This window comes from Allochromatium palmeri, assembly GCF_009720725.1.
GTDB classification, from domain to species: Bacteria; Pseudomonadota; Gammaproteobacteria; order Chromatiales; family Chromatiaceae; genus Thermochromatium; species Thermochromatium palmeri.
On the sequence record NZ_WNKT01000029.1, the window covers coordinates 12338 to 34810 of the forward strand.

19 protein-coding genes are annotated in these 22473 nt (G+C 63.8%); 4 read left to right on the plus strand and 15 right to left on the minus strand.

The window, feature by feature from the left end:
- Positions 1-95 precede the first annotated feature (95 nt).
- The 3 genes from GJ668_RS12925 to mutM all read left to right on the plus strand — a co-directional run bounded on the left by GJ668_RS12925 (position 96) and on the right by mutM (position 2788).
- A complete protein-coding gene (locus GJ668_RS12925) occupies positions 96-1199 on the plus strand; it encodes a hypothetical protein (protein WP_155450560.1) in 1104 nt (367 codons plus the stop codon).
- Between the two features lie 86 nt (positions 1200-1285).
- A complete protein-coding gene (locus GJ668_RS12930) occupies positions 1286-1933 on the plus strand; it encodes an OmpA family protein (RefSeq protein WP_246194852.1) in 648 nt (215 codons plus the stop codon).
- Positions 1934-1960: 27 nt separating this feature from the next.
- The gene (gene mutM, locus GJ668_RS12935; protein ID WP_155450562.1) at positions 1961-2788 is read left to right on the plus strand and encodes a bifunctional DNA-formamidopyrimidine glycosylase/DNA-(apurinic or apyrimidinic site) lyase; all 828 of its coding nucleotides are present in this window, start codon (positions 1961-1963) and stop codon (positions 2786-2788) included.
- Between the two features lie 81 nt (positions 2789-2869).
- On the opposite strand, the gene argJ is transcribed toward mutM, so the two are convergent.
- From argJ to GJ668_RS12950, 3 genes are all read right to left on the minus strand, one after another.
- The gene (gene argJ, locus GJ668_RS12940) at positions 2870-4081 is read right to left on the minus strand and encodes a bifunctional glutamate N-acetyltransferase/amino-acid acetyltransferase ArgJ (RefSeq protein WP_155450563.1); all 1212 of its coding nucleotides are present in this window, start codon (positions 4079-4081) and stop codon (positions 2870-2872) included.
- A 17-nt stretch (positions 4082-4098) separates the two neighbouring features.
- Positions 4099-6939 carry a preprotein translocase subunit SecA gene (secA, locus tag GJ668_RS12945; protein ID WP_155450564.1) on the minus strand — a complete coding sequence of 947 codons (2841 nt, stop codon included), beginning with the start codon at positions 6937-6939 and terminating at the stop codon, positions 4099-4101.
- 120 nt (positions 6940-7059) lie between these two features.
- Positions 7060-7962, minus strand: coding sequence for a M23 family metallopeptidase (locus tag GJ668_RS12950; RefSeq protein ID WP_155450565.1), 903 nt, complete (start codon positions 7960-7962; stop codon positions 7060-7062).
- A gap of 141 nt (positions 7963-8103) precedes the next feature.
- Between GJ668_RS12950 and GJ668_RS12955 the strand changes: the two genes are divergently transcribed.
- Complete coding sequence (locus GJ668_RS12955) at positions 8104-8565, plus strand: DciA family protein (protein WP_155450566.1); 462 nt, start codon at positions 8104-8106, stop codon at positions 8563-8565.
- Here GJ668_RS12955 and lpxC read toward each other — a convergent pair.
- From lpxC to GJ668_RS13015, 12 genes are all read right to left on the minus strand, one after another.
- The gene (lpxC, locus tag GJ668_RS12960; protein ID WP_155450593.1) at positions 8562-9473 is read right to left on the minus strand and encodes a UDP-3-O-acyl-N-acetylglucosamine deacetylase; all 912 of its coding nucleotides are present in this window, start codon (positions 9471-9473) and stop codon (positions 8562-8564) included. The two genes, GJ668_RS12955 and lpxC, sit on opposite strands and share 4 nt — an antisense overlap.
- A gap of 234 nt (positions 9474-9707) precedes the next feature.
- Positions 9708-10871, minus strand: a complete 1164-nt coding sequence (ftsZ, locus tag GJ668_RS12965) for a cell division protein FtsZ (RefSeq protein WP_155450567.1) — start codon at positions 10869-10871, stop codon at positions 9708-9710.
- A gap of 168 nt (positions 10872-11039) precedes the next feature.
- The gene (gene ftsA / locus GJ668_RS12970; RefSeq protein ID WP_155450568.1) at positions 11040-12275 is read right to left on the minus strand and encodes a cell division protein FtsA; all 1236 of its coding nucleotides are present in this window, start codon (positions 12273-12275) and stop codon (positions 11040-11042) included.
- Positions 12276-12281: 6 nt separating this feature from the next.
- Positions 12282-13079, minus strand: coding sequence for a cell division protein FtsQ/DivIB (locus GJ668_RS12975; RefSeq protein ID WP_343032214.1), 798 nt, complete (start codon positions 13077-13079; stop codon positions 12282-12284).
- A complete protein-coding gene (locus GJ668_RS12980) occupies positions 13076-14008 on the minus strand; it encodes a D-alanine--D-alanine ligase (RefSeq protein ID WP_155450569.1) in 933 nt (310 codons plus the stop codon). The genes GJ668_RS12975 and GJ668_RS12980 overlap by 4 nt, the downstream gene beginning before the upstream one ends.
- Positions 14005-14931, minus strand: coding sequence for a UDP-N-acetylmuramate dehydrogenase (gene murB / locus GJ668_RS12985; RefSeq protein ID WP_246194849.1), 927 nt, complete (start codon positions 14929-14931; stop codon positions 14005-14007). Before murB ends, GJ668_RS12980 begins: the two co-directional genes overlap by 4 nt.
- A gap of 20 nt (positions 14932-14951) precedes the next feature.
- Positions 14952-16379, minus strand: a complete 1428-nt coding sequence (gene murC, locus GJ668_RS12990; RefSeq protein ID WP_155450570.1) for a UDP-N-acetylmuramate--L-alanine ligase — start codon at positions 16377-16379, stop codon at positions 14952-14954.
- Positions 16376-17467, minus strand: coding sequence for an undecaprenyldiphospho-muramoylpentapeptide beta-N-acetylglucosaminyltransferase (murG, locus tag GJ668_RS12995; RefSeq protein WP_155450571.1), 1092 nt, complete (start codon positions 17465-17467; stop codon positions 16376-16378). The genes murC and murG overlap by 4 nt, the downstream gene beginning before the upstream one ends.
- Entirely contained in the window at positions 17452-18651 is a 1200-nt protein-coding gene (gene ftsW, locus GJ668_RS13000; protein ID WP_155450572.1) for a putative lipid II flippase FtsW, read from the minus strand. The genes murG and ftsW overlap by 16 nt, the downstream gene beginning before the upstream one ends.
- Positions 18648-20024 carry a UDP-N-acetylmuramoyl-L-alanine--D-glutamate ligase gene (gene murD, locus GJ668_RS13005; protein WP_155450573.1) on the minus strand — a complete coding sequence of 459 codons (1377 nt, stop codon included), beginning with the start codon at positions 20022-20024 and terminating at the stop codon, positions 18648-18650. The genes ftsW and murD overlap by 4 nt, the downstream gene beginning before the upstream one ends.
- 5 nt (positions 20025-20029) lie before the next feature.
- Positions 20030-21112 carry a phospho-N-acetylmuramoyl-pentapeptide-transferase gene (gene mraY / locus GJ668_RS13010; RefSeq protein ID WP_155450574.1) on the minus strand — a complete coding sequence of 361 codons (1083 nt, stop codon included), beginning with the start codon at positions 21110-21112 and terminating at the stop codon, positions 20030-20032.
- Entirely contained in the window at positions 21113-22471 is a 1359-nt protein-coding gene (locus GJ668_RS13015) for a UDP-N-acetylmuramoyl-tripeptide--D-alanyl-D-alanine ligase (protein WP_155450575.1), read from the minus strand. It lies immediately after the preceding gene.
- Positions 22472-22473 lie beyond the last annotated feature (2 nt).

Here is a 22473-nt window from a genome sequence, read left to right on the forward strand (position 1 = left end):
CGCGCTTCATCGTTTTGGCCCGAGTCCTGCTTGGACCTCGTCAAGGGCGCCCAGTGATCGTCTGGCGCGCATCCAACGCTCAAGCGAGGTCCATCATGTTCGAGTCGATCGCCCACGTCGTCGTCATGGCTCTGGAGCACCTGGACTCGACCCTGGTCACGGGTCTGTTCGTGTTTCTCATGTTCATGCTCTTCTCACTGGCGCTGGCCGCCACGCTCACCAAGCGCGCCGCCGCCTTCCAACAGAGCGCTCCGACACTCCTGACCACGTTCGGCATCCTCGGCACCTTTCTCGGCATCGCCATCGGCCTGCTCGACTTCGACTCCAGCCACATCGAGTACAGCATCCCGCTGCTGCTCGACGGTTTGAAGCTTGCCTTCATCACCAGCATCATCGGCATCCTGCTGGCGACCACACTCCGGCTGACGCAGGTGCTCGGGCGCGATGGACGCCGGGCGACCGGTGCACGCACGACCGAGGCGGTGATGGATGCCAGCGATCCGGCCGCGCTCTTCAGGCTCCAGGTCCAGATCGCCGATGCCCAGCTCACCGCGACCCGTCAGCTCGGCGAGCAGCTTGCGCAGATGGACGGGCGTCTGATCCAGACCCTGGAACATCAGCATGCGGCACAACTGGCGGCGTTCAGCGACTTCGCCGGCCAACTGAGCGAGCTTGGTTCGCGCCAGCTGATGGCGGCGCTCGAATCCGTGATCCGCGACTTCAACGACAAGCTCAGCGCGCAGTTCGGCGAGAACTTCCGCCATCTCGACGCCTCGGTCGGCAAGTTGCTGGCGTGGCAGGAGCAGTATCGCGAGCACATGGACGTGCTGGGGGCACAGCTCGAACTGGCCGTTGCCGGCGTCGAGCGCTCGCAGACCAGTCTCCAGACGCTGACCCAGCAGGCCAGCCAGATCACCACCCATGTCGAGGATCAGCAATCGACCATGCAGGCGCTGCGGCGCGAGACGCTCGAACTCGAATCCGCGCTCGGCGGCATCGCTGATCTGCGCGAACGCGCCAAGGAAGCCTTCCCAGCCATCGATCAGCGGATACGCACCATGCTCGAAACCATCGAGGGCGCCGTGCTCTCCGGTCTGGAGGCGCAGCAACGCATCGGTCGCATCGGCACCGCAACGTCGCCGGCACCCGCCGCCCGCTTTGGCGCCAATTCTCTGGATCTGGCGAGGGCCTCAGCATGAAAACCATCACCCTACCCTGGTCGAGCACCTCAGAGACCGAGATCCCGCCCGAGGACGAGAGCCACTGGCTGACAGTCTCCGACCTCATGGCCACGCTGATGATGATCTTTCTGTTCCTGGCCGTGCTGCACATGGTTCAGGTCGAGCGGCTGCATCAGGTCGAAACCGAGGTGCGGGTCACCGCTGCTGAATCGCGTCAAGCGATTTATCTGGCGCTCGAACGCGAGTTTCGCGATGATCTGCCGCGCTGGAACGCCGAACTGGTTGAGCGCACGCTGACGTTGCGTTTTCGCGAGCCGGATGTGCTCTTCGACCGCAATTCGGCACGGATCAAACCCGATTTCGAGGCGATCCTAAACGATTTCCTGCCGCGCTATGTCGCCCAGCTCAAGCCGTTCCGCGACGTCATCCGCGAAATCCGGCTCGAAGGCCATACATCGAGCGAATGGAACACGGGCACCGCACCGCTGGACGCCTACTTTCTCAATATGGAGCTGAGCCAGCAGCGCACGCAGGCCGTGCTGCGCTTCGCCTACGGACTCGATCAGCTCAAGGGTGAGGACTGGTTCCGGGGGCGCGTCGCGGCGGTTGGTCTGTCTTCGTCGCGACCGGTCAACGATGCCCAGGGGCACGAAGACCCCGCCGCCTCGCGTCGGGTCGAGTTCAGCGTCCTGACCGACTTTGAGGCACGGTTGCTGGAGCCGATCCGGCTCGAGGCCAAGACCGATCGTTAATCGCCACTCAACCCACGGGATCACCCGATGCCAGAACTGCCGGAAGTCGAGACCACGCTGCGCGGTATCCAGCCGCATTTGGCAGGCCGTCAGATCACAGGACTCGTCGTGCGCGAGCCGCGTTTACGCCAGCCGATCCCGCCCGAGATGCCCGAGCGGGTCGTCGGCCAGCCGATCCGCTCGCTGCGTCGGCGCGCCAAATATCTGCTGATTGAACTCGAACACGGCAGCCTGTTCATCCATCTCGGTATGTCGGGCAGTCTGCGTCTCGTCACGGCCGAGAGTGCGCCCAGACCGCACGATCATCTCGATCTGTTGCTCTCGGATGGCGGGATGCTGCGCTTTCACGACCCGCGCCGCTTCGGAACCTTTCTCTGGATTCCGCAGTCACCCGAGATCGCGCTCGTTGAGCATCCGCTGCTGTGCAAGCTGGGACCTGAGCCGCTAGGTGACGACTTCGACGGCGAACATCTCTACCGTCTGAGCCGCTCGCGTCGGCTCGCCGTCAAGTCATTCATCATGGATCAGGCGGTCGTGGTTGGCGTCGGCAACATCTATGCGAGTGAAGCACTGTTTCAAGCCTTCATCCATCCGGCGCGTCCCTGCAACGTGCTTGAGCGGTGGCATTACACTGGACTTGCCTCCGCGATCAAACTGTTGCTCGGGGCGGCCATCGAGCAGGGCGGTACCACGCTCCGCGACTTCGTCAACGAATCAGGCCAACCGGGCTATTTCGCTCAGTGGCTCAATGTCTATGGCCGCGCAGGTGAGCCGTGCCGGCTCTGCGGCAAGCCCATCGAGCAACAGCAGATCGGACAGCGGTCGAGTTTCTATTGTCCGCGTTGTCAGACTTGAGTCCGTGACTCCGGATCAGCGCCATTCATCGATACCAACTCGCGCGTTGACCGCCAGACAGGATTCGACACCTAACCGCAATCAACTGCGATATTCGGCGTTGATGCGGACATAGTCGTAGGAGAAGTCGCAGGTGAGCACCTCGGTCTCGACCGCACCGCGTCCGAGCGTGACCCGGATCAAAATCTCGGACTCAGCCATGACGGCGGCGCCAGCCTGCTCGGTGTAATCCGCCGCGCGACCGCCCGCGTCGACGATCCGCACCTCACCGAGCCAGATATCGACATCCTCGATGACCAGACCCTCGACGCCGGCCCGACCCACGGCGGCCAGAATGCGCCCCCAGTTGGGATCTGAAGCGAAAAGCGCGGTCTTGACCAGCGGCGAATGGGCAATGGTGTAGGCTACACGGCGCGCTTCGTTGTGATCGCGCGCTTGCTCGACACGCACCCTCACCAGCTTGGTCGCCCCCTCGCCGTCGCGCACGATGGCGGTCGCCAGTTCGACGCAGACCGACTCGACGGCGGCTTGCAGGGCGCTATAGTCAGCACTGTGCGTATCAACGATAGGCGCATTGCCGAGCACCCCGGTTGCAGCCAGCACACAGGCATCATTGGTCGAGGTGTCGCCGTCGATGGTGATGGCATTGAACGAGCGATCGGATGCCGACTTGAGGCAGCTGTGCAGCACCTCGGGCGCGACAGCCGCATCGGTGGCGATGAAGGCGAGCATGGTCGCCATGTCGGGACAGATCATGCCCGCGCCCTTGGCGATACCTGTGATGGTCGCTGTCCGTCCATCGATCTCGAAGGTGCGCGCGCAAAGTTTGGGCACGGTGTCCGTGGTCATGATGGCGCGCGCCGCGACCGGCCAGGCATCGGCATCGAGACGTTCGAGCAGGGCCGGCAGGGCTGCTGCCAGTCGATCGACGGGCAGCGGCTCACCGATCACGCCGGTCGAGAAGGGCAATACCTCCTCGGGCCGACAGCCTGCCGCCTCAGCGAGCGCGGCACAGCAGGTGCGTGCGTCATCCAGTCCGCGCGCGCCCGTACCGGCGTTGGCGTTACCTGAGTTGACGAGCAGATAACGCGGCGCAGTCTGGCTCAGATGATGGCGTGCGAGCGTCACAGGCGCCGCGCAAAAGGCGTTGCGGGTGAAGACGGCGGCACAACTGGAGCCGGGCGTCAGCTCCAGAGCCAGCAGATCATCGCGCCCCTGATAGCGGATGCCAGCCCCAATGGTCGCCAGGCGCACACCGGGGACGGACAGAAAAGACAGCTCGGTCTGGCTCATGTGACGTCATCGCCTCTCTAGTCGACCTTGCCGCAGCACTGCTTGTATTTTTTGCCCGATCCACAGGGACAGGGTTCATTGCGCCCGACCTTGCGCCCGTCGCGCACATAGGGGTTATGCGCCTCCTCGCCCTGACTCCGACCCCGACCACCCGCCGATTCGGGCAAACCGTCGGCACCCGCCGCACCATCCCCGAAGCCTTCGAAGGCATCATGCTTGAACTCAAAATCCCTAGGTGCCGGTTCAGGCGCGCGCTGCCCTGTGAACTCGAGTCCTTCTCCAGACTGAATTTCCAGCTTGGCCAGCGTGGTGACCACGTCCTGCTTGATGCCGTCGAGCATGGCCGAGAACATCTGGAAGGCTTCGCGCTTGTATTCCTGCTTGGGGTTCTTCTGGGCATAGCCGCGCAGATGGATGCCCTGGCGCAGATAGTCCATCGCCGCCAGATGGTCCTTCCAGTGACTGTCGAGCACCTGCAGCATGATCGCCTTCTCGACCTGGCGCATGTTGGCCGCGCCGATCAGACTCTCGCGCTCCTGGTAGCGCTGAGCGAGCGTCTCCTGGATGCGACGGCGCAGCGTCTCTTCATGCAGGTCGTGATCCTGGTCGAGCCAGTTCTGGATCGGCCAGTCGCCACCGAAGTGCGCGGCGAGCGCCTCGGAGAGTCCAGCAACGTGCCACTGTTCTTCCAGGCTCTCGGGCGGGATATAGGTGTCGATCAGCCCCTTGAGCGCATCGGCGCGCATCGCCTCGATGGTCTCGAAGATATCGAGCGCATCCATGAGATCACGGCGCTGACGATAGATGACCTTACGCTGATCGTTAGCGACATCGTCGTATTCGAGCAGTTGCTTGCGGATGTCGAAGTTGCGACCCTCGACCTTGCGCTGGGCGTTCTCGATCGCCTTGGTCACCCAGGGATGCTCGATGGCCTCGCCCTTTTGCATTCCGAGACGCTGCATCATCTTGCCGACGCGATCGGAGGCGAAGATACGCATCAGGTTGTCTTCGAGCGACAGATAGAAGCGCGAGGAACCTGGGTCGCCCTGACGACCCGAACGGCCGCGCAACTGGTTGTCGATGCGCCGCGATTCGTGACGCTCAGTGCCGACCACATGCAGACCGCCGGCGTTGATGACCTGCTCGTGACGCGCCTTCCAGGCCGCACGCAACGCCTCGCGATCGGCGTTGGGTTCAGCGTCCTCCAGTTCGGCCTCCAGATTGCCGCCGAGCACGATGTCGGTGCCGCGACCGGCCATGTTGGTGGCGATGGTCACGGCGCCCGGGCGTCCGGCCTGGGCGATGATGCCGGCCTCGCGCTCGTGCTGCTTGGCGTTGAGCACCTCGTGGGCGATCCCGGCCTTCTTGAGCAGGCCGGAGACCAGCTCGGAGGTCTCGATCGAGGCGGTGCCGACCAGCACCGGCTGACCGCGCTGCACGCAGTCCTGCACATCGGCGATGATGGCGGCGTATTTTTCGTCCGGGGTCAGATAGACCAGATCACCGCGATCGTCGCGGACCATCGGCTGATTGGTCGGGATGACAACCACTTCCAGACCATAGATCTGTTGGAACTCATAGGCTTCGGTATCCGCCGTGCCGGTCATGCCCGAGAGCTTGGGGTAGAGCCGGAACAGGTTCTGGAAGGTGATCGAGGCCATGGTCTGGTTTTCGGGCTGGATCGGCATGCCTTCTTTGGCTTCGACGGCCTGATGCAGACCTTCCGACCAGCGCCGGCCCGGCATGGTACGCCCGGTGAACTCGTCGACGATGATGACCTGACCGTCGCGCACGATGTACTCGACGTTCTTCTGGAACAGCGTGTGGGCGCGCAGCGCGGCATAGACATGATGCATGAGCACGATGTTGCCCGGATCATAGAGCCCGTCGCCCTCCTCCAGCAGCCCGCTCTCGACGAGCATCTGCTCGACCTTCTCGTGCCCCTCTTCGCTCAGATAGACCTGGCGAGTCTTTTCATCGACCGAAAAGTCGCCCGGCCCGAAGTCCGGCTGGCCTTCTTCGTTGGTGATGGGCGCCTGGCGTGTGAGCCTGGGGATGAGGGTGTCGATCTGCTTGTAGAGATCCGTGCTGCCCTCGGACGGACCCGAGATGATGAGCGGCGTGCGCGCCTCGTCGATCAGGATGGAGTCGACCTCGTCGACGATGGCGTAGAACGGATCGCGCTGGGCGCGCTGCTCTGGCGTGAACGCCATGTTGTCGCGCAGATAGTCGAAACCGTATTCGTTGTTGGTGCCGTAGGTGATGTCGGCGGCATAGGTCTCGCGCCTGGTGCACGGGCGCAGATGACGATAGCCTTGGTCGGCATTTGGTTCGAAGTCGGGGTCGAACCGATAGGAGGACATGTCCGGTCCCAACCCGCCCGAAGAGTTGATGACTCCGACCGACAGCCCCAGGAAGTGATAGAGCCTCCCCATCCAGGCCGCGTCGCGTCGCGCCAGATAGTCGTTGACCGTGACCACATGCACGCCCTTTCCGGGCAGCGCATTGAGATAAGCGGCGAGCGTGGCGACCAGGGTCTTGCCTTCACCGGTGCGCATCTCGGCGATCTTGCCGCTGTTCAGGACCATGCCGCCGACGAGCTGCACGTCGAAGTGGCGCATCCCGAGCACGCGCTTACCGGCCTCGCGCACCACGCCGAAGGCTTCGGGCAGCAGGTCGTCGAGCACCGCCCCCCCGGCCAGGCGCTCGCGGAACTCAGCGGTCTTGGCGGCGAGCGCCTGATCCGAGAGTTGGGCGAACTCGGGTTCCAGCGCGTTGATACGCGCCACGGTCTTCATCAATGATTTGACCAGCCGATCGTTGCGGCTGCCAAAGATCTTCTTGAATGGATTGAACATCGGTAAAGAGTCTTAGAGCCTGTCGCGGAAATCGGCGGATGATAACGGATTTTGCTGCAAACCGCGTCTGTGAATGCGCCCAAAGCGAACGGTCGGGCGCTTGACCGAGGATCAGACCACCTAGCGCTTCAGGTCGGCACTCGCGAGCCGCTGAGTCGGACGCGCACGCAGATAGGGCATGGGATTGACCGCCTGCCCATTTCGCAGCACCTCAAAATGGACGTGCGGACCCGTGGCGGTTCCGGTCGAACCAACGGCCGCGATCTTCTGACCCTGCCGGACCAGATCACCCTCCCGGACCAGATTGGCGCTGTTGTGGGCGTAGCGCGTCACCAGTCCATCGCGATGACGGATGTCGACCAGGTTGCCATAGCCGTTGCGTCGCCCACTGAAGACGACGAGACCATCGGCGACGGCTTGGACGGGGGCACCGCGCGGACTGGAGAAATCGACGCCCGAATGGAATTGGCGCTTATTGCGAACCGGATGGACACGGAAACCATAACCAGAGGTGATATACCCGGAACGCACCGGCCAGCCGCTGATCTGGGCGCTGGCCGACCGAGGCCTTTGGTCCAGGATCTGGTCGGTGAGTCGATCGAGTTTGCGCTCGCGATCCTGGACGAGAACCACCAGCGTCGACAACTCATCGGCCAGTTCCTTGATGGTGTAATCGCGGGCCATGGCCGTCTCAGGTCCGCCGCGTGGTGGCGCATTCACGAAATCGAACTCATCGGGATCGAGGCCGGAGATCTGGACCAGACGTTCACCGAGTGCATTGATCCGCATGAGTTCGGCACGCATTTCACCCAAACGGGCCGCAATGGCGCCAATTTCGCCAGAATCCGTTTCCGATGGGTTGACGGGCATGGATTCCATGGCGATGCTAGCGTTATCGGGCGTATTGGCCCGATCGCCGATCCAGAATCCGAATCCGGCCCCGGCGAGTGCAAAGCAGGAAACGGCTGAGAGCATAACGAAAGCTTGGCCGCGATGAGTCTTCTTGCGAGCGATGTGGGGCATGATTGATCTCTTCTACTGGTCAGGCGCGACGACCGGCCGTGGCCGATGTCGGGCATGGCCCCGAGTTCAGCCTAATCCGAAATGGTGGCGGATCAGTCTCGGGAAGCGTTGGAGAGGATTGAGTAAAAAGAGGATATTGAGATGGGACTGCGTTTTCGACACATCCGTGAGCATCTGAGCCATCACGGAGTCGCGCGTGAACAGCTCGATCTCGAACAGAGTGAACAGGCGCTCGTCGCCGAGATCCGGGCACGGCTGCCAGGAAGACTCGATCGTCATTGCCTGGACCTGAAGCTTGCCGATGGTCGATTGACGCTGTTTCTCGATTCCACGGCATGGCTGACACGCGCGCGTTTTCTATCCGGGGAGATTTTGACATCTTTGAAATCTTACCACGTCGAAGCGGTTGGATTTCAGATCAGACTGCCTGAGCACATAGCGGCCAATCAGGATGAGAAAAGCCGGCGTCCTCGGCTTTCGGAAACAGCGGCGAAACATTTGCTCGAGGCGGCGGAGCATCAGCGTGATCCGCGCCTGAGCGAGGCGTTCAGGCGACTTGCGCGACATGGCGCACGCGCCGCGCCCGAAGGGCAGGAGGATTAGAGCGCAGGAACCGGCTGGGCATAACAGATGGGCGCGACCGAGGAGTCCTCGAACACGACCTCTTCCCACGCGGTCTCGTCGGCGACGAGCGCGCGCACCAGCAGATTGTTGAGCGCATGTCCCGACTTGTGGCCCTCGAAGGCACCGATCAGGGTATGGCCCAGCAGATAGAGATCGCCGATGGCATCAAGGATCTTGTGCCGGACGAACTCGTCCTCATAGCGCAGCCCCTCCTCGTTCAGGATGCGGTACTCATCCACCACCACGGCGTTGTCCAGACTGCCGCCGAGCGCGAGATTCTGTTGACGCAGCGCCTCGATATCGCGCAGAAAACCGAACGTCCGCGCCCGACTCAGCTCACGCACGAAGGAGGCGGTCGAAAAATCGATGACTGCCTGATTCGAGCGCGATTGAAACGCCGGATGATCAAACTCGATGGAGAATGTCACCTTGAAACCGTCATAGGGGGTGAAACGCGCGAACTTGTCACCATCACGCACTTCGATCGGGCGCTTGATGCGGATGAACCGCTTGGCCTTGGGCTGCTCCTCCATGCCGGCGGATTGCAGCAGAAAGACAAAGGGCGCCGCACTGCCATCCATGATCGGCACCTCAGCGGCGGCCAGATCCACATAGGCGTTGTCGATCCCCAGACCGGCGAAGGCCGAGAGCAGGTGCTCGACGGTCGAGACCCGCACATCGCCATTGACCAGGGTTGTCGACAACCGCGTATCGCCAACATTGAATGGCGTCGCCTTGAGTGTGACAGGCTGATCCAAGTCGGTGCGACGAAAGACGATTCCCGTATCAGGCGCCGCCGGGCGCAGGGTCAGTTCGACCTTTTCGCCCGTGTGCAGGCCGACTCCGATCGCCCGGATGGCGTTTTTCAATGTGCGCTGCTTGAGCATCGATTCGGGGTCTCCCATCGCAATCCACAGCGGCTCTTTGGGGGTATTCAGCCCGCTGTTTGACTCGGATGCCGAGTTCACGTCTCGGATCCTGCTAGATACCGTCGCGCGTCCATCGAAGCAGGCGCGACGGCATCTATGTTAGGGTTTTCCCGAAATTTTTTCAAGCACAATAATGAAACACGCTAAAGCGCTTTGTTTTTACTCGCTTTATCAGTACAGGGAAACTCCGGATCAATCCGCCTGACGACGTAAGAATGCTGGAATGTCCAGATAATCCAGATCCTTCTCATCGCTCTGATCAGAAGCAGCTGGACTGCCGCCCTTGCGATAGGTGGGCGGACGACGCTCCTTCTCGCGATAGTCAGGCGTGGTCTCATCAGGGTCGCCCGTCACCAGACGCATGGCCGGTTCGCCGGCGGCACGCTTGACCTTCACACGTCGGTCGCCGAGTCCGGTGGCCACCACGGTCACGCGCAGTTCGTCCTCCAGCTGCGGATCGACGACCGTGCCCACGACCACGGTGGCATCGTCGTCGGCGAAATCACGCACGGTGTCACCCACTTCGTGGAATTCCCCGATGGTCAGGGTCGAACCGGCGGTGATGTTGACCAGGATGCCCTTGGCGCCGGCCAGATCGATGTCTTCCAGCAGCGGACTCTTGATGGCGGCCTCGGCGGCCTCGCGCGCACGATTCTCGCCACGTGCCGAACCCGTGCCCATCATGGCCACGCCCATGTTGGACATGACGGTCTTGACGTCGGCGAAGTCGACGTTGATCAGACCACGACAGGTGATGAGCTCGGCGATGCCCTGCGTGGCATTGAAGAGCACGTCGTTGGCGGCCTTGAAAGCGTCGAGCAGGCTCATGTCCTTACCGAGCACAGCCAGCAGTTTTTCGTTGGGGATGGTGATGAGCGAATCGACGTGCTGAGCCAGCTCCGAGATTCCTTCCTCGGCGATGCGTCGACGCCGGGTACCCTCAAAGGGAAAGGGCTTGGTGACCACGGCCACGGTGAGGATGCCCAGTTCCTTGGCGACCTGGGCCACGATGGGCGCCGCGCCGGTTCCCGTGCCGCCGCCCATGCCGGCGGTGATGAACACCATGTCGGCGCCTTCGAGCGCTTCCTGAATGCGGTCGCGGTCTTCGAGTGCTGCGTGCCGGCCCACGTCGGGGTCTGCACCGGCGCCGAGTCCCTTGGTGATAGCGGCGCCCAGCTGCAGAATGGTTTTAACGTTGGAGTTACGCAGCGCCTGCGCATCGGTGTTGGCGCAGATGAAGTCTACGCCCTCGATGGTCGAGGCCACCATGTGATTGACCGCATTGCTGCCACCACCACCGACACCGATGACCTTAATGACGGCATTCTGACTGTGGGTATCCATCAGTTCAAACATTGATCTACTCCCCGGCGCACGGCATGCGCCACCATAAACTTTGAATTCTGGCCCTGGACGCAAGTCCCAAGACCACCCCCGACTCGGTCGACGCGCTCGACACGCCCCGACCGACCCTCAAACGTACTCAGTTCTGATGGCGCTCAATATCAAGCCCCATCGATCAAATCAGAAATTCCCTTGAAACCAGTTGCGCAGGCGCGTCAAAAACCCCTTCAGCCCGGAACTCTCCGCAAGTTCCGGGCGACGCGCAAAGCGATGCTGACGTGCATACATCAACAGCCCCACCCCGGTGGAATGGATCGGATTGTCGACGACCTCCGACAGGCCGAGGATGCGATTGGGCACCCCCAGACGCACCGGCATGTGAAACACTTCCTCGGCCAGTTCGAGCAGGCCCCGCATTTTGGCGCTGCCGCCAGTCAGCACCACGCCGCCAGCGATCACATCCTCGAAGCCACTGCGACGCAGCTCGTTTTGCAGGAGGGTCAGCAGCTCTTCGTAGCGCGGCTCAACGACCTCGGCCAGGGTCTGGCGTGAGAGCCGCCGCGGCGGACGATCGCCGATGCTCGGCACCTCGATACTATCCCCATTGGTTTCAAGCTGCGTCAACGCATAGGCATGCTGGATCTTGATCTGCTCAGCGTGCTGGGTCGGCGTGCGCAGTGCGATGGCAATGTCGTTGGTGACCTGATTGCCCGCGATCGGAATAACCGCCGTGTGACGGATCGCACCATCGGTGAAGACCGCCAGATCCGTGGTTCCGCCGCCGATGTCGACCAAGCACACACCCAGTTCCTTCTCGTCCTCGCCGAGCACCGCATAGCTCGAACTGAGTTGCGCCAGCACCAGATCGTCGACCTCCAGACCGCAGCGACGGATGCACTTGACGATGTTCTGCGCCGCGCTCGAAGCGCCCGTGACCATGTGCACCCGCGCCTCCAGACGCACGCCGCACATCCCGATCGGCTCGCGAATCCCTTCCTGGTCGTCGATGATGAACTCCTGCGGCAGGATATGCAGAATTTTCTGATCGGTTGGAATGGCCACCGCACGCGCCGCTTCGATGACGCGATCGACGTCATTCTGATTGACTTCATGCTCCTTGATCGCGGTAATGCCGTGCGAGTTGAGACTGCGTATGTGGCTGCCGGCGATTCCAACATGGACGGAGTGGATTTCGCAATCGGCCATCAGCTCAGCCGCCTCGACCGCGCGCTGGATCGACTGCACGGTGGACTCGATGTCGACCACCACCCCCTTTTTGAGTCCGCGCGAGGGATGGGTGCCGATGCCGATGATTTCGATCTGATCGTCGTCCTTGAGTTCGCCAACCAGACAGGCGATCTTCGAGGTTCCGATATCCAGACCCACCAGCAGACTCTTGTCGTTACGTCGCGACATCCAGATTTACCCTCGATTACCCACGCGCGCCACGCGATCGGGATGCGCCCGTACGCGCGTGTCCGCATTTGGCGCCCATTTCACTGAAAACCCATTGCTATAGCGTAGATCGACCGTCAATGGCCGCCCCGCCGACTCCAACTGGGACGCACTCTTGAGATAGCGTGCCAGCCGTTCTTCCACCGAGATCGTCCCCAAACGCAGCTCGGCGCCAGACACCAACTCAATACGCCAATCGCCGCGAGGATCGACCGACAGCCGCTGAATCCCATGACCGATGCGTTCGAGCGCATCGCGCCATTTCAGATAGCGTGCCGTGACTTCGGGCGCGCGCTTGTCATCGCCCTCAAGCATGGGCAGATTGGATGGAATGGTACCGCCCTGCGGACGGAACACGACCCCATCCGCCGTCACCAACCCATCCAGGCCCCAGCGCGCGATGGGCCGGTATTCCTGAACCTGTACCCGCAAGGTATCCGGCCAGACCCGGCGCAGGCTTGCCTGCCCGACCCAGGGCAGATCCTCGGCGGCGCGTTTGAGATCGACCAGATCCGCCGTTAGGATACCGCCGTGCAGCCGCTCGGTCAGCCGATCCTGCAGGTGCTGGGAGGAGTGATGATGCATCTCACCCTCGACCTGGATGACCCGGATCGGCAACAGCGTCGGCTCCCAGCGCTGCAGCAGCCAGCCGGCCCCGCCGAGCGCCATAAAGATCAGTATCCCGAGCAGCGCGCGCAGGCGCACCCCCATCCGCGCCGGACGCGCGGTCACACGCGTTTCGGGCGTATTCACCGCCTTGTTCACTGTTCCAGACTCGTCTCGAGAATGCGCCAGACCAGATCATCGAAATCGATGCCGGCCGCGCGCGCGGCCATGGGCACCAGGCTGTGATCGGTCATGCCGGGAACCGTGTTGATTTCCAGCAGGAAGGGCTGACCGGCGGCATCGAGCATCATGTCGACCCGGCCCCAACCGCTGGCGCCGAGCACATCGAAGGCGCGCAGCGCCAGTGTGCGCAAACGCGCTTCAAGGTCGACATCGAGTCCACTCGGACAATGATAGCGGGTACTGTCGGCACTGTATTTAGCCTCATAGTCGTAAAAGACGTGCGGCGTCTCCAGCCGGATCATCGGCAAGGCTTCACGTCCGAGGATGGCACAGGTCAGCTCGGTGCCCTGAATCCAACGCTCGGCGAGCACCAGCGAATCGAATTCGGCGGCGGCGCGCCAGGCCTGCTCCAGGGCCTCGACCGACTCGACGCGCGACATGCCGATGCTCGAACCCTCGTGAACCGGCTTGATCATGAGCGGAAAGCCCAGCTCGGCCGCGGCCGCCAGATCGGTCTCGTCACGCAGTAACACGAAGTCGGCCGTCGGCAGGCCGCAGCCGGACCAGGCCAGTTTGCAGCGATACTTGTCCATGCCGAGTGCTGAGCCGAGCACCCCCGAGCCGGTATAGGGCAGGCCGAGTGTATCCAGCGCGCCCTGGATCTGACCATCCTCACCGCCGCGACCGTGCAGGATGATGAAGGCCCGGTCGAATCCGCCGTCACGCAGCCGCTCCAGGACGGTTGCATCCGGGTCGAGCGGTTCGACGTCCACGCCGAGCCGTACCAGCGCCTCATGTACCGCGTGCCCGCTTCTGAGCGAAATCTCGCGCTCAGCAGCGCGACCGCCCATCAACAGCGCCACCTTGCCAAACCGGTCGGCTGACCGGGTCGTCTCGATCATCATGGTCTCTCTCCGGCGATGCGCCGTACCTCGGGCACCAGTCGGATGCCCGTGCGACGCTCGACCGTCTCACAGATATGGTTGATCAGGCGCGTGATGTCGGTCGCCGTCGCCCCGCCCCGATTGATAATGAAATTGGCGTGTTTGTCCGAGACCTCGGCCCCGCCGATCCGTGCACCCTTGAGTCCGAGCGCATCGATCAAACGCGCGGCATGGTCTCCCGGCGGGTTGCGAAACACCGAGCCGCAGCTCGGCTGTCCGACCGGCTGGGTCGCGGCACGCTGGTCGAGCAACGCGCGGATGCGCGCCAGACTCGCGGCACCATCGCCTGGCGCCAGTTCCAGTTCAGCCGCCAGGAACCACTCACCCGCCGGCCCCTGGACCTCACGATAGCCTGGCACATAGTCGGTCGCCACGCGCTCGCGGACCTGTCCCTGTCGATCGAGTGTCCAGACACGCCGCACGAAATTCCAGGTCTCACCGCCCCAGGCCCCGGCATTCATGGCCAGAGCGCCGCCCAGGGTGCCGGGAATCCCGGCCAGAAACTCGATTCCCGTCAGGTCATGGTGCGCAGCGAAGCGAGCCAGCTTGGCGCTGGAGACGCCGGCCTCGGCGTAGAGGCAGGTCTCGCCGCGCCGCTCCAGGGCATTCAGGGTGCCCTGGGTCAGGATGACGGTCCCCGGAAACCCCGTATCGTCGACGAGCAGATTACTGCCCAGCCCGAGCCAGAGCAGCGGCTCGTCGGGGTCGAGCTGACGCATGAGCGCGATCAGGTCCTCGGCATCGGCCGGGCGATAGAGCCGGCGCGCCGGACCGCCGACACGCCAGCTCGTGTGACGCGACAGTGGCTCTTCGTAGCGCCATTCACCGCGCAGCGATTCGCCACAGCCCATCGCCAACTGACTTATGTAGGATCGTCCATCCATCTGCCCAGCCCCCATTGATCTCAGAGTCCCTGTTTGATCAGGCCCGGCAGACGTGCCGCCAGACCACCGATATCGCCCGCGCCCGACACGAGCAGGATGTCGCCGTCGTGGAGGATGTTGGCCAGCAGTCCTGGAACCACCTCCAGTCCTTGGGCGAAAATCGGGTCGAGCTCGCCACGAGTGCGGATGGCCCGGCTCAGAGCCCGTCCATCGGCCCCTGGGATCGGCATCTCGCCGGCTGGATAGACATCGCACAGCACCAGCGCATCCAGTGTCGACAGCACCTCGACGAAGTCCTCGAACTGTTCCTGGGTGCGGCTGTAGCGATGGGGTTGGAACACCAGCACCAGACGCCGTTCCGGCCAGCCCTCGCGCGCGGCGGTCAGGGTCGCGTCCAGTTCGCGCGGATGATGGCCGTAGTCATCGACGACCAAAAACGACCGCCCCAGTGGATCGCTGACCTCGTGCGCCACGAAGCGCCGACCAACGCCCTGGAAACTGTCCAGGGCGCGCACGATCGCCTGCTCGTCGACACCCAGTTCGAGCGCCACGCTGATCGCCGCCAGGGCATTGAGCACATTGTGCCGCCCCGGAAGATTGAGCGTGACCGCTAGCGGCTGTTCAAGATCGGCACTATGAACCAGAAAGGCCGTCTGCATCCCCGACTGACGGATGTCGGTGGCGCGCAGATCCGCCTCGGGGCGCGTGCCATAGGTACGCACCGAGCGTGGAACCTGAGGTGCGAGCGCGCGGACCTCGTCGTCGTCGATACAGAGCACCGCCAGCCCGTAGAAAGGCAGATGTTGCAGGAACTCCATGAAGGTCTGGCGCAGCCGGTCGAAGTCGTTGCCGTAGGTGCGCATGTGATCGGCGTCGATGTTGGTGACGATCGACACCATCGGCTGGAGATACAGAAAGGACGCATCGCTCTCGTCGGCTTCGGCCACCAGATATTTGCTGGTTCCGAGACGCGCATTGGCTCCGGCGCTGTTGAGCCGTCCGCCGATGACGAAGGTCGGGTCCAGTCCGCCCTCGGCCAGGATGCTGGCCACCAGACTGGTGGTCGTGGTCTTGCCGTGGGTGCCGGCGACCGCGACGCCATAGTGAAAGCGCATCAGCTCGGCGAGCATCTCGGCGCGGCGCACGATCGGAATTCGCCGCTCGCGCGCCTGCTGGATCTCGGGGTTGGACTCATCGATCGCGGTCGAGACCACCACGGCATCGGCTTCGCTCACCTGCTCGGCACGATGACCGATGAAGATCTCGATCCCGAGATCGCGCAGACGGTGCGTCACCTCACTGTCGCGCAGATCGGAACCGGCGACGTCATAGCCCAGATTAGCCATGAGTTCAGCGATACCGCTCATGCCGGACCCGCCGATCCCGATGAAATGCAGACGGCGCACCCGCCCCATGTGGGCCGCTGTGTGCTGAAGATGGGGACTCATGAGCGCGCCTCCGGGGCGGAGAGTTCCAGACAAGCATTGGCAATGTGGGCCGTGGCCTCGGGCTGGGCGCGTCGGCGCGCGGCCTCGGCCAGCGCCAGAAGCCTGGCGCGATCGCTGAACAGCGTGCTCAAGTGCTCGGCCAGACCCGCCGCCGTCAGATCGCGCTGGATGATCAAGCGTGCCGCACCGGCCTCGGACAGATAACGGGCGTTGCCGACCTGATGATCGTCGACCGCAAACGGATAAGGCACCAGGATCGAACCAATACCGGCTCCCGCCAATTCAGAGACGGTCAGGGCGCCGGAGCGGCAGACCACCAGATCGGCCCAGGCATAGGCCGCGGCCATGTCGCTTACAAAGGCCACGACCTCGGCCTCGACCCCAGCCTCGCCATAAGCCGCGCGCGCCAGATCCAGGGTGCGCTCACCGGCCTGATGGCGCACCAGTGGGCGTTGCTCCGGCGGCAACAGGGCCAGCGCCTGGGGGACGGTTTCGTTGAGCGCCTGAGCACCCAGCGATCCGCCTAGCACCAGCAAACGCGCCGGGCCTGAGCGACCAGCCAGCCGTTCGGCGGGCGCGGGCAGATCCAGGATGGACTGGCGCACCGGATTGCCGGTCACGACCGCACCGCGCGCGGGCGGAAAGCTTCCCGGAAAGGCTTCGAAGACGCGGGTGGCGACACGCGCCAGCCACTGATTGGTCATTCCGGGGACGAAATTCTGCTCATGGATGACGAGCGGCAGCCCGAGTGCGCGCGCCGCTAAGCCCCCAGGCCCGGAGACAAAGCCGCCCATGCCGAGGACAACCGTCGGGCGGCGTCGACGCAGGATCGCGCGCGCCTGCCCGAAGGCGCCGAGCAGCCGGAAGGGCGCTTTGAGCCACTGGGCAACGCCCTTGCCGCGCACGCCCTCGATCGCAACCCACTCCAGCTCGAAGCCGTGCTCAGGCACCAGACGCGACTCCATGCCGGCCTGAGTGCCGATCCAGAACACCTCGACCCCGCGATCACGCAGATATTCGGCGACCGCCAGCGCTGGAAAAACATGACCACCGGTGCCACCGGCCATGACGGCTAGACGCGCGACCATGACATACCTCGTTTGAGCCGCGCCTCGGATTCCACTTGACGCAGGAGAACATCGATACGGAGCAGAATGGCGATCGCCATGCAGCCGACCATCAGGCTGTTACTCCCATAGCTCATGAATGGCAGGGTCAAGCCCTTGGTCGGCAGGATGCCGACATTGACACCGATGTTGACGAAGGACTGAAGCCCGATCCAGAGTCCGATACCCTGGGCCACATAGGCTTCGAACGGGCGCTTGAGCGCCTCGGCACGCACACCGATCGACATGGCGCGCCAGGCCAGAAAGGCGAAGGCGGCGATCAGCACCAGCATCCCGGCCAGCCCCAGCTCCTCGCCGATCACCGAGGCCAGAAAGTCGGTATGCGCCTCGGGCAGGAAATACTGCTTCTGAATCCCGTTGCCCAGGCCGACGCCCAGCCACTCGCCGCGTCCGAAGGCGATGAGCGCCTGACTGAGCTGATAGCCCGAGTTGAACGGATCTTCCCAGGGATTGAGGAAGGAGATGACCCGCTCCAAACGATAGGGCGAAAAGATGACCAGCGTGACGAGCCCAGCTCCAACGATCGCGAGCAGCACGATGAAGGGCAGGAGACTGGCGCCGCCCAGAAACAGCATCCCCATCACGGTCGCCAGCATGACCGCCGTCGTGCCGAAATCAGGCTGCATCAGAATCAGCGCCGCCGCGATCCCGATCAGGATCAGCGGGCGGATGAAGCCTGACAATCGATTCAGCACCTTGTCGGCGTGGCGCACCAGATAACCGCCGACATAGAGGATCGCGAACAGCTTGACGAACTCGGAGGGCTGCACATTGAGCGGCCCAAGCGGAATCCAGCGCGTTGCGCCGTTGACGGTGCGGCCGATGCCGGGGACGAGAACCAGAATCAGCACCAGGGAGCTGCAGAGAAAGAGCCAGGTGCCATGACGCTCCCACCAGTTGGTCGGCACGCTATAGGCCATGAGACCCAGCACCAGCGCCAGACCCAGCGCAATGGCGTGCCGGATCGAATAATGGAAAGGATTCTGACAACAGGACTCGGCGATCGACATCGAGGCCGAGGTGACCATCACCCAGCCGAAGGCCAGCAGCCCGATCGCACACAGCAGCAACGGATAGTCCAGAGGCTGGACTTGGCGCACCCGGCGCGTCTGGGGCAAGGGTTTCGCACGCACGGTCGCCGTCATGGCGACAACCTCCGCACGGCTTCGGCGAAGACCTGGCCGCGATGCTCATAGTTATCGAACATGTCGAAACTGGCGCAGGCCGGCGAGAGCAGGACACAGTCGCCCGGCGCGATCCGTTCGGCGGCCAGCTCGACGGCCTCGTCCATATCAGCGGCTCGAATCAGGGGGACCGTACCGCTCAGTGCCGACTCGATCAGCGGGGCATCGCGTCCGATCAGTACCACCGCCCGCGCCGCACGTTCGACGGCCGCACGCAGTGGCGTGAAATCAGCGCCCTTGCCCTCGCCGCCGGCGATCAGCACCACACGCCCCGCTCCACCAGCCGGGATCAAACCGTCCAGGGCGGCCATGGTCGCGCCTGGATTGGTGCCCTTGGAGTCGTCGTACCAGCAGGCGCCCGCGCGCTCGGCGACGAATTCGCTGCGATGCGACAACCCTGGAAAGGCCCGCAATGCCTCGCGCGCGCTGGCCATGGGGATCGCGCTGGCATGCGCGAGCGCCAGGGCCGCGAGCGCATTGGCCAGATTGTGCCGGCCTGGAATGCGGACCTCAGCGGTCGGCAGGATCGGCTCCTCGCCCTGGCAGATCCAGGGCTGACCGTCGAGCACGCGCACACCGAAGTCCGTGCCCTCAGGCCGGCCGAGCGTGAAGCCGATCTCGCGCTCGGAGTCGCGCGGCATGGCGGCCACGATCGGATCGTCGCGATTGACCACAGCGATCCGCGCGCCCTGGTAGAGGCGCGCCTTGGTTCGCGCATAGTCGTCGAGGCTTGGGTAGCGGTCGAGATGATCGGCCGAAACATTGAGCACCACGGCGACATCCGCGCGCAGACTCGGAACGGTCTCCAACTGAAAGCTGGAGAGTTCGATCACATAGAGCTCGACATTCGGCGCGAGCAGATCGAGCACCGGCTCACCGAGATTGCCGCCGACCGCAACCCGCCGTCCGGCCAGACGCGCCATGAGTCCGACCAGGGTGGTCACGGTGCTCTTGCCGTTGGAGCCGGTGATGGCGCACAGCGGGGCCTTGATCTCGCGCGCAAAGAGTTCGATGTCGCCGACAGCCGGCACGCCGCGCGCCATCGCCTGCTGGATCAGCGGCTCAGCGATCGGCACCCCCGGACTGACGACGAGTTCTGAAGCCGCCGCGAAGACCTCCGGGTCGAAGCCACCAATGAAGACCGCAACCTCAGGACACTCGGACTGGAGCCGCTCCAGGCCGGGTGGCCGTTCACGGCTGTCGGTCACGGCCACACGCACGCCGCGCGCGCTCAAATGACGCGCGCAGGACAGCCCCGTCTTGCCCAGACCCACGATCAGCGTCTTGGGTTCGGGAGACAGCGAGCGGTCGATGGCCGTTGATGCGGATGCCATGGCGTTCACCGGATCTTCAGGCTCGCCAGACCAATGAGCACCAAGACCACGGTCATGATCCAGAAACGGACGATGACACGCGGCTCGGGCCAGCCCTGTAACTCGAAATGATGGTGCAGTGGCGCCATGCGAAAGATGCGCTTGCCGGTGAGCTTGAAGGACAGTACCTGCAACATCACCGAGATGGTTTCAGCAACGAAGACCCCGCCCATGATGAAGAGCACCAGCTCCTGACGCGCCGCGACCGCGACGACGCCGAGCGCGGCACCGAGCGCCAGCGCACCCACGTCGCCCATGAAGACCTGCGCCGGATAAGCGTTGAACCACAGGAATCCGAGTCCGGCCCCGACCAGTGCCGCGCAAAAGATCGCCAGCTCGCCGACCTCGGGCAGATAGGGAATGAGCAGATAGTTAGCGATCTGGGCATGGCCGGCTGCATAGACGAAGATGGTCAGTGCACCGGCGACCAGCACGGTCGGCATGGTGGCCAGACCATCGAGCCCATCGGTGAGATTGACCGCGTTGCTCGAACCGACAATGACGAAATAGGTCAGCAGGATGAACCAGGGACCGAGCTGGATGCTCAGGTTCTTGGCATAGGGAATCAGCAACGCAGTCTCAGCCGGCGAGCTGGCGGTCATGTAGAGCGCGACAGCCGCTCCGAAACCGAAGACGGTTTGCCAGAAGTATTTCCAGCGCGCGATCAGACCGCGCGGGTCGCGTTTGACCAGCTTCTTGTAATCGTCGACCAGACCGACGATGCCGAAGGCGAGCGTGGTCAACAGCACGATCCAGACATAGCGGTTCTCCAGATCCGACCACAGCAGGGTCGCGATGGCCACGGCCACCAGGATCAGCGCGCCGCCCATGGTCGGGGTGCCGGACTTGGATAAATGGCTCTGCGGACCGTCGTCGCGCACAGTCTGGCCGATCTTGTAGGCGCGCAGACGGCGAATCATCGGCCGTCCGACCAGGAGCGCGATGGCCAGTGCCGTCAACACTCCAAGGATGGCGCGCAGGGTCAGATAGCGGAACACCGAGAATCCCTTGTAGTATTCGGTGAGCCAGTCGGTCAGATACAGCAACATCTAGATACGGTCCTCGGCGCACAGCGCCTCAACGATGCGTTCCATCCGGGCCAGACGCGAGCCTTTCACCAGGACACGGTCGCCGGAGTTCAAATTAGCCTTGAGCCGGGCCAGGAGTGCGTCCTGATCGGCGAAATGCTCGCCACCTGTGCCAAAGGCGCGGCTGGCTTCGGCGCTCAGGGTGCCGACTGTGAGCAGATGGTCCAGTCCGGCGGTGCGTGCCTGTTCGCCGATCTCGGCATGCAGCCGTGCGGCGTCCGGTCCCAACTCGCCCAGATCACCGAGCACCAGCCAGCGCCGCCCGTCGAGTCCGGCCAGCACCGCGATGGCGGCGGCAATGGAGTCAGGATTGGCGTTGTAGCTGTCGTCGATGACCCCGACCCCGCGACAGAGCCGGGGGTAGAGCCGACCCCTGACCGGGGTCAGGCTCTCCAGACCGGCGCGAATGGCCGCGCGATCGAGACCGAGCGCCAGCGCACCCGCCGCGGCGGCCAGCGCATTGCGGACATTGTGATGACCGGCCAGAGGCAACGCGAGCGGCCAGTCTTCACCGGCAACACACGCCACGAAGCTGGTACGAAAACCAGCGGCGCCCCACTCGACCCGGATCGAATCCGAGCTAGCCGCCAGATCGGCGGCGCCATCCAGGGCGAAGGTCAGCATCCGGCGTCCTTCAGCCAGCTCGCGCCAGAGTCCCAGATACGGCGAGTCGCCGCTGACAACGAAGACACCGTCCGGCGGCAGACCGCGTGCGATCTCGCCCTTGGCGCGTGCCACGCCCTCGACACTGCCGAAGCCTTCCAGATGCGCGCGCCCGGCATTGGTGATCAGAGCCACCTCGGGGCGCGCGATTTCAGTCATGTAGCCGATCTCGCCGTGATGGTTGGCGCCCATCTCCAGCACCAGAAAATCCTCATCGCGCGCACTCAGGAGCGTCAGCGGCATGCCGATGTCGTTGTTGAGATTGCCGCGCGTGGCGCGCACCCGTCCGGCCTGGGCCAGGATGGCGGCGACCATCTCCTTGACCGTGGTCTTGCCGTTGCTGCCGGTGATGGCGATCACCCGACCGGGGACGCGATCACGCCAGGCGGCCGCCAGCCGTCCCAAACCGAGCCGGGTGTCGTCGACCACCCACTGCGGCAGATCGAACGACAGCGGCTGATCGACCATCGCCGCCACGGCCCCGGCCGCTTGCGCCGCTGCGACGTATTCATGTCCGTCGAAACGCTCACCACGCAGCGCCACGAAAAGCTGACCGGCACAGTCGGCACGCGAGTCGGTGCCGACCGACGAGAAGCGGGCATCAGCGCCGTGCAGCCTGCCGCCCGCACGCGCGATGGCTTGAGCAAGCGTCCACATCA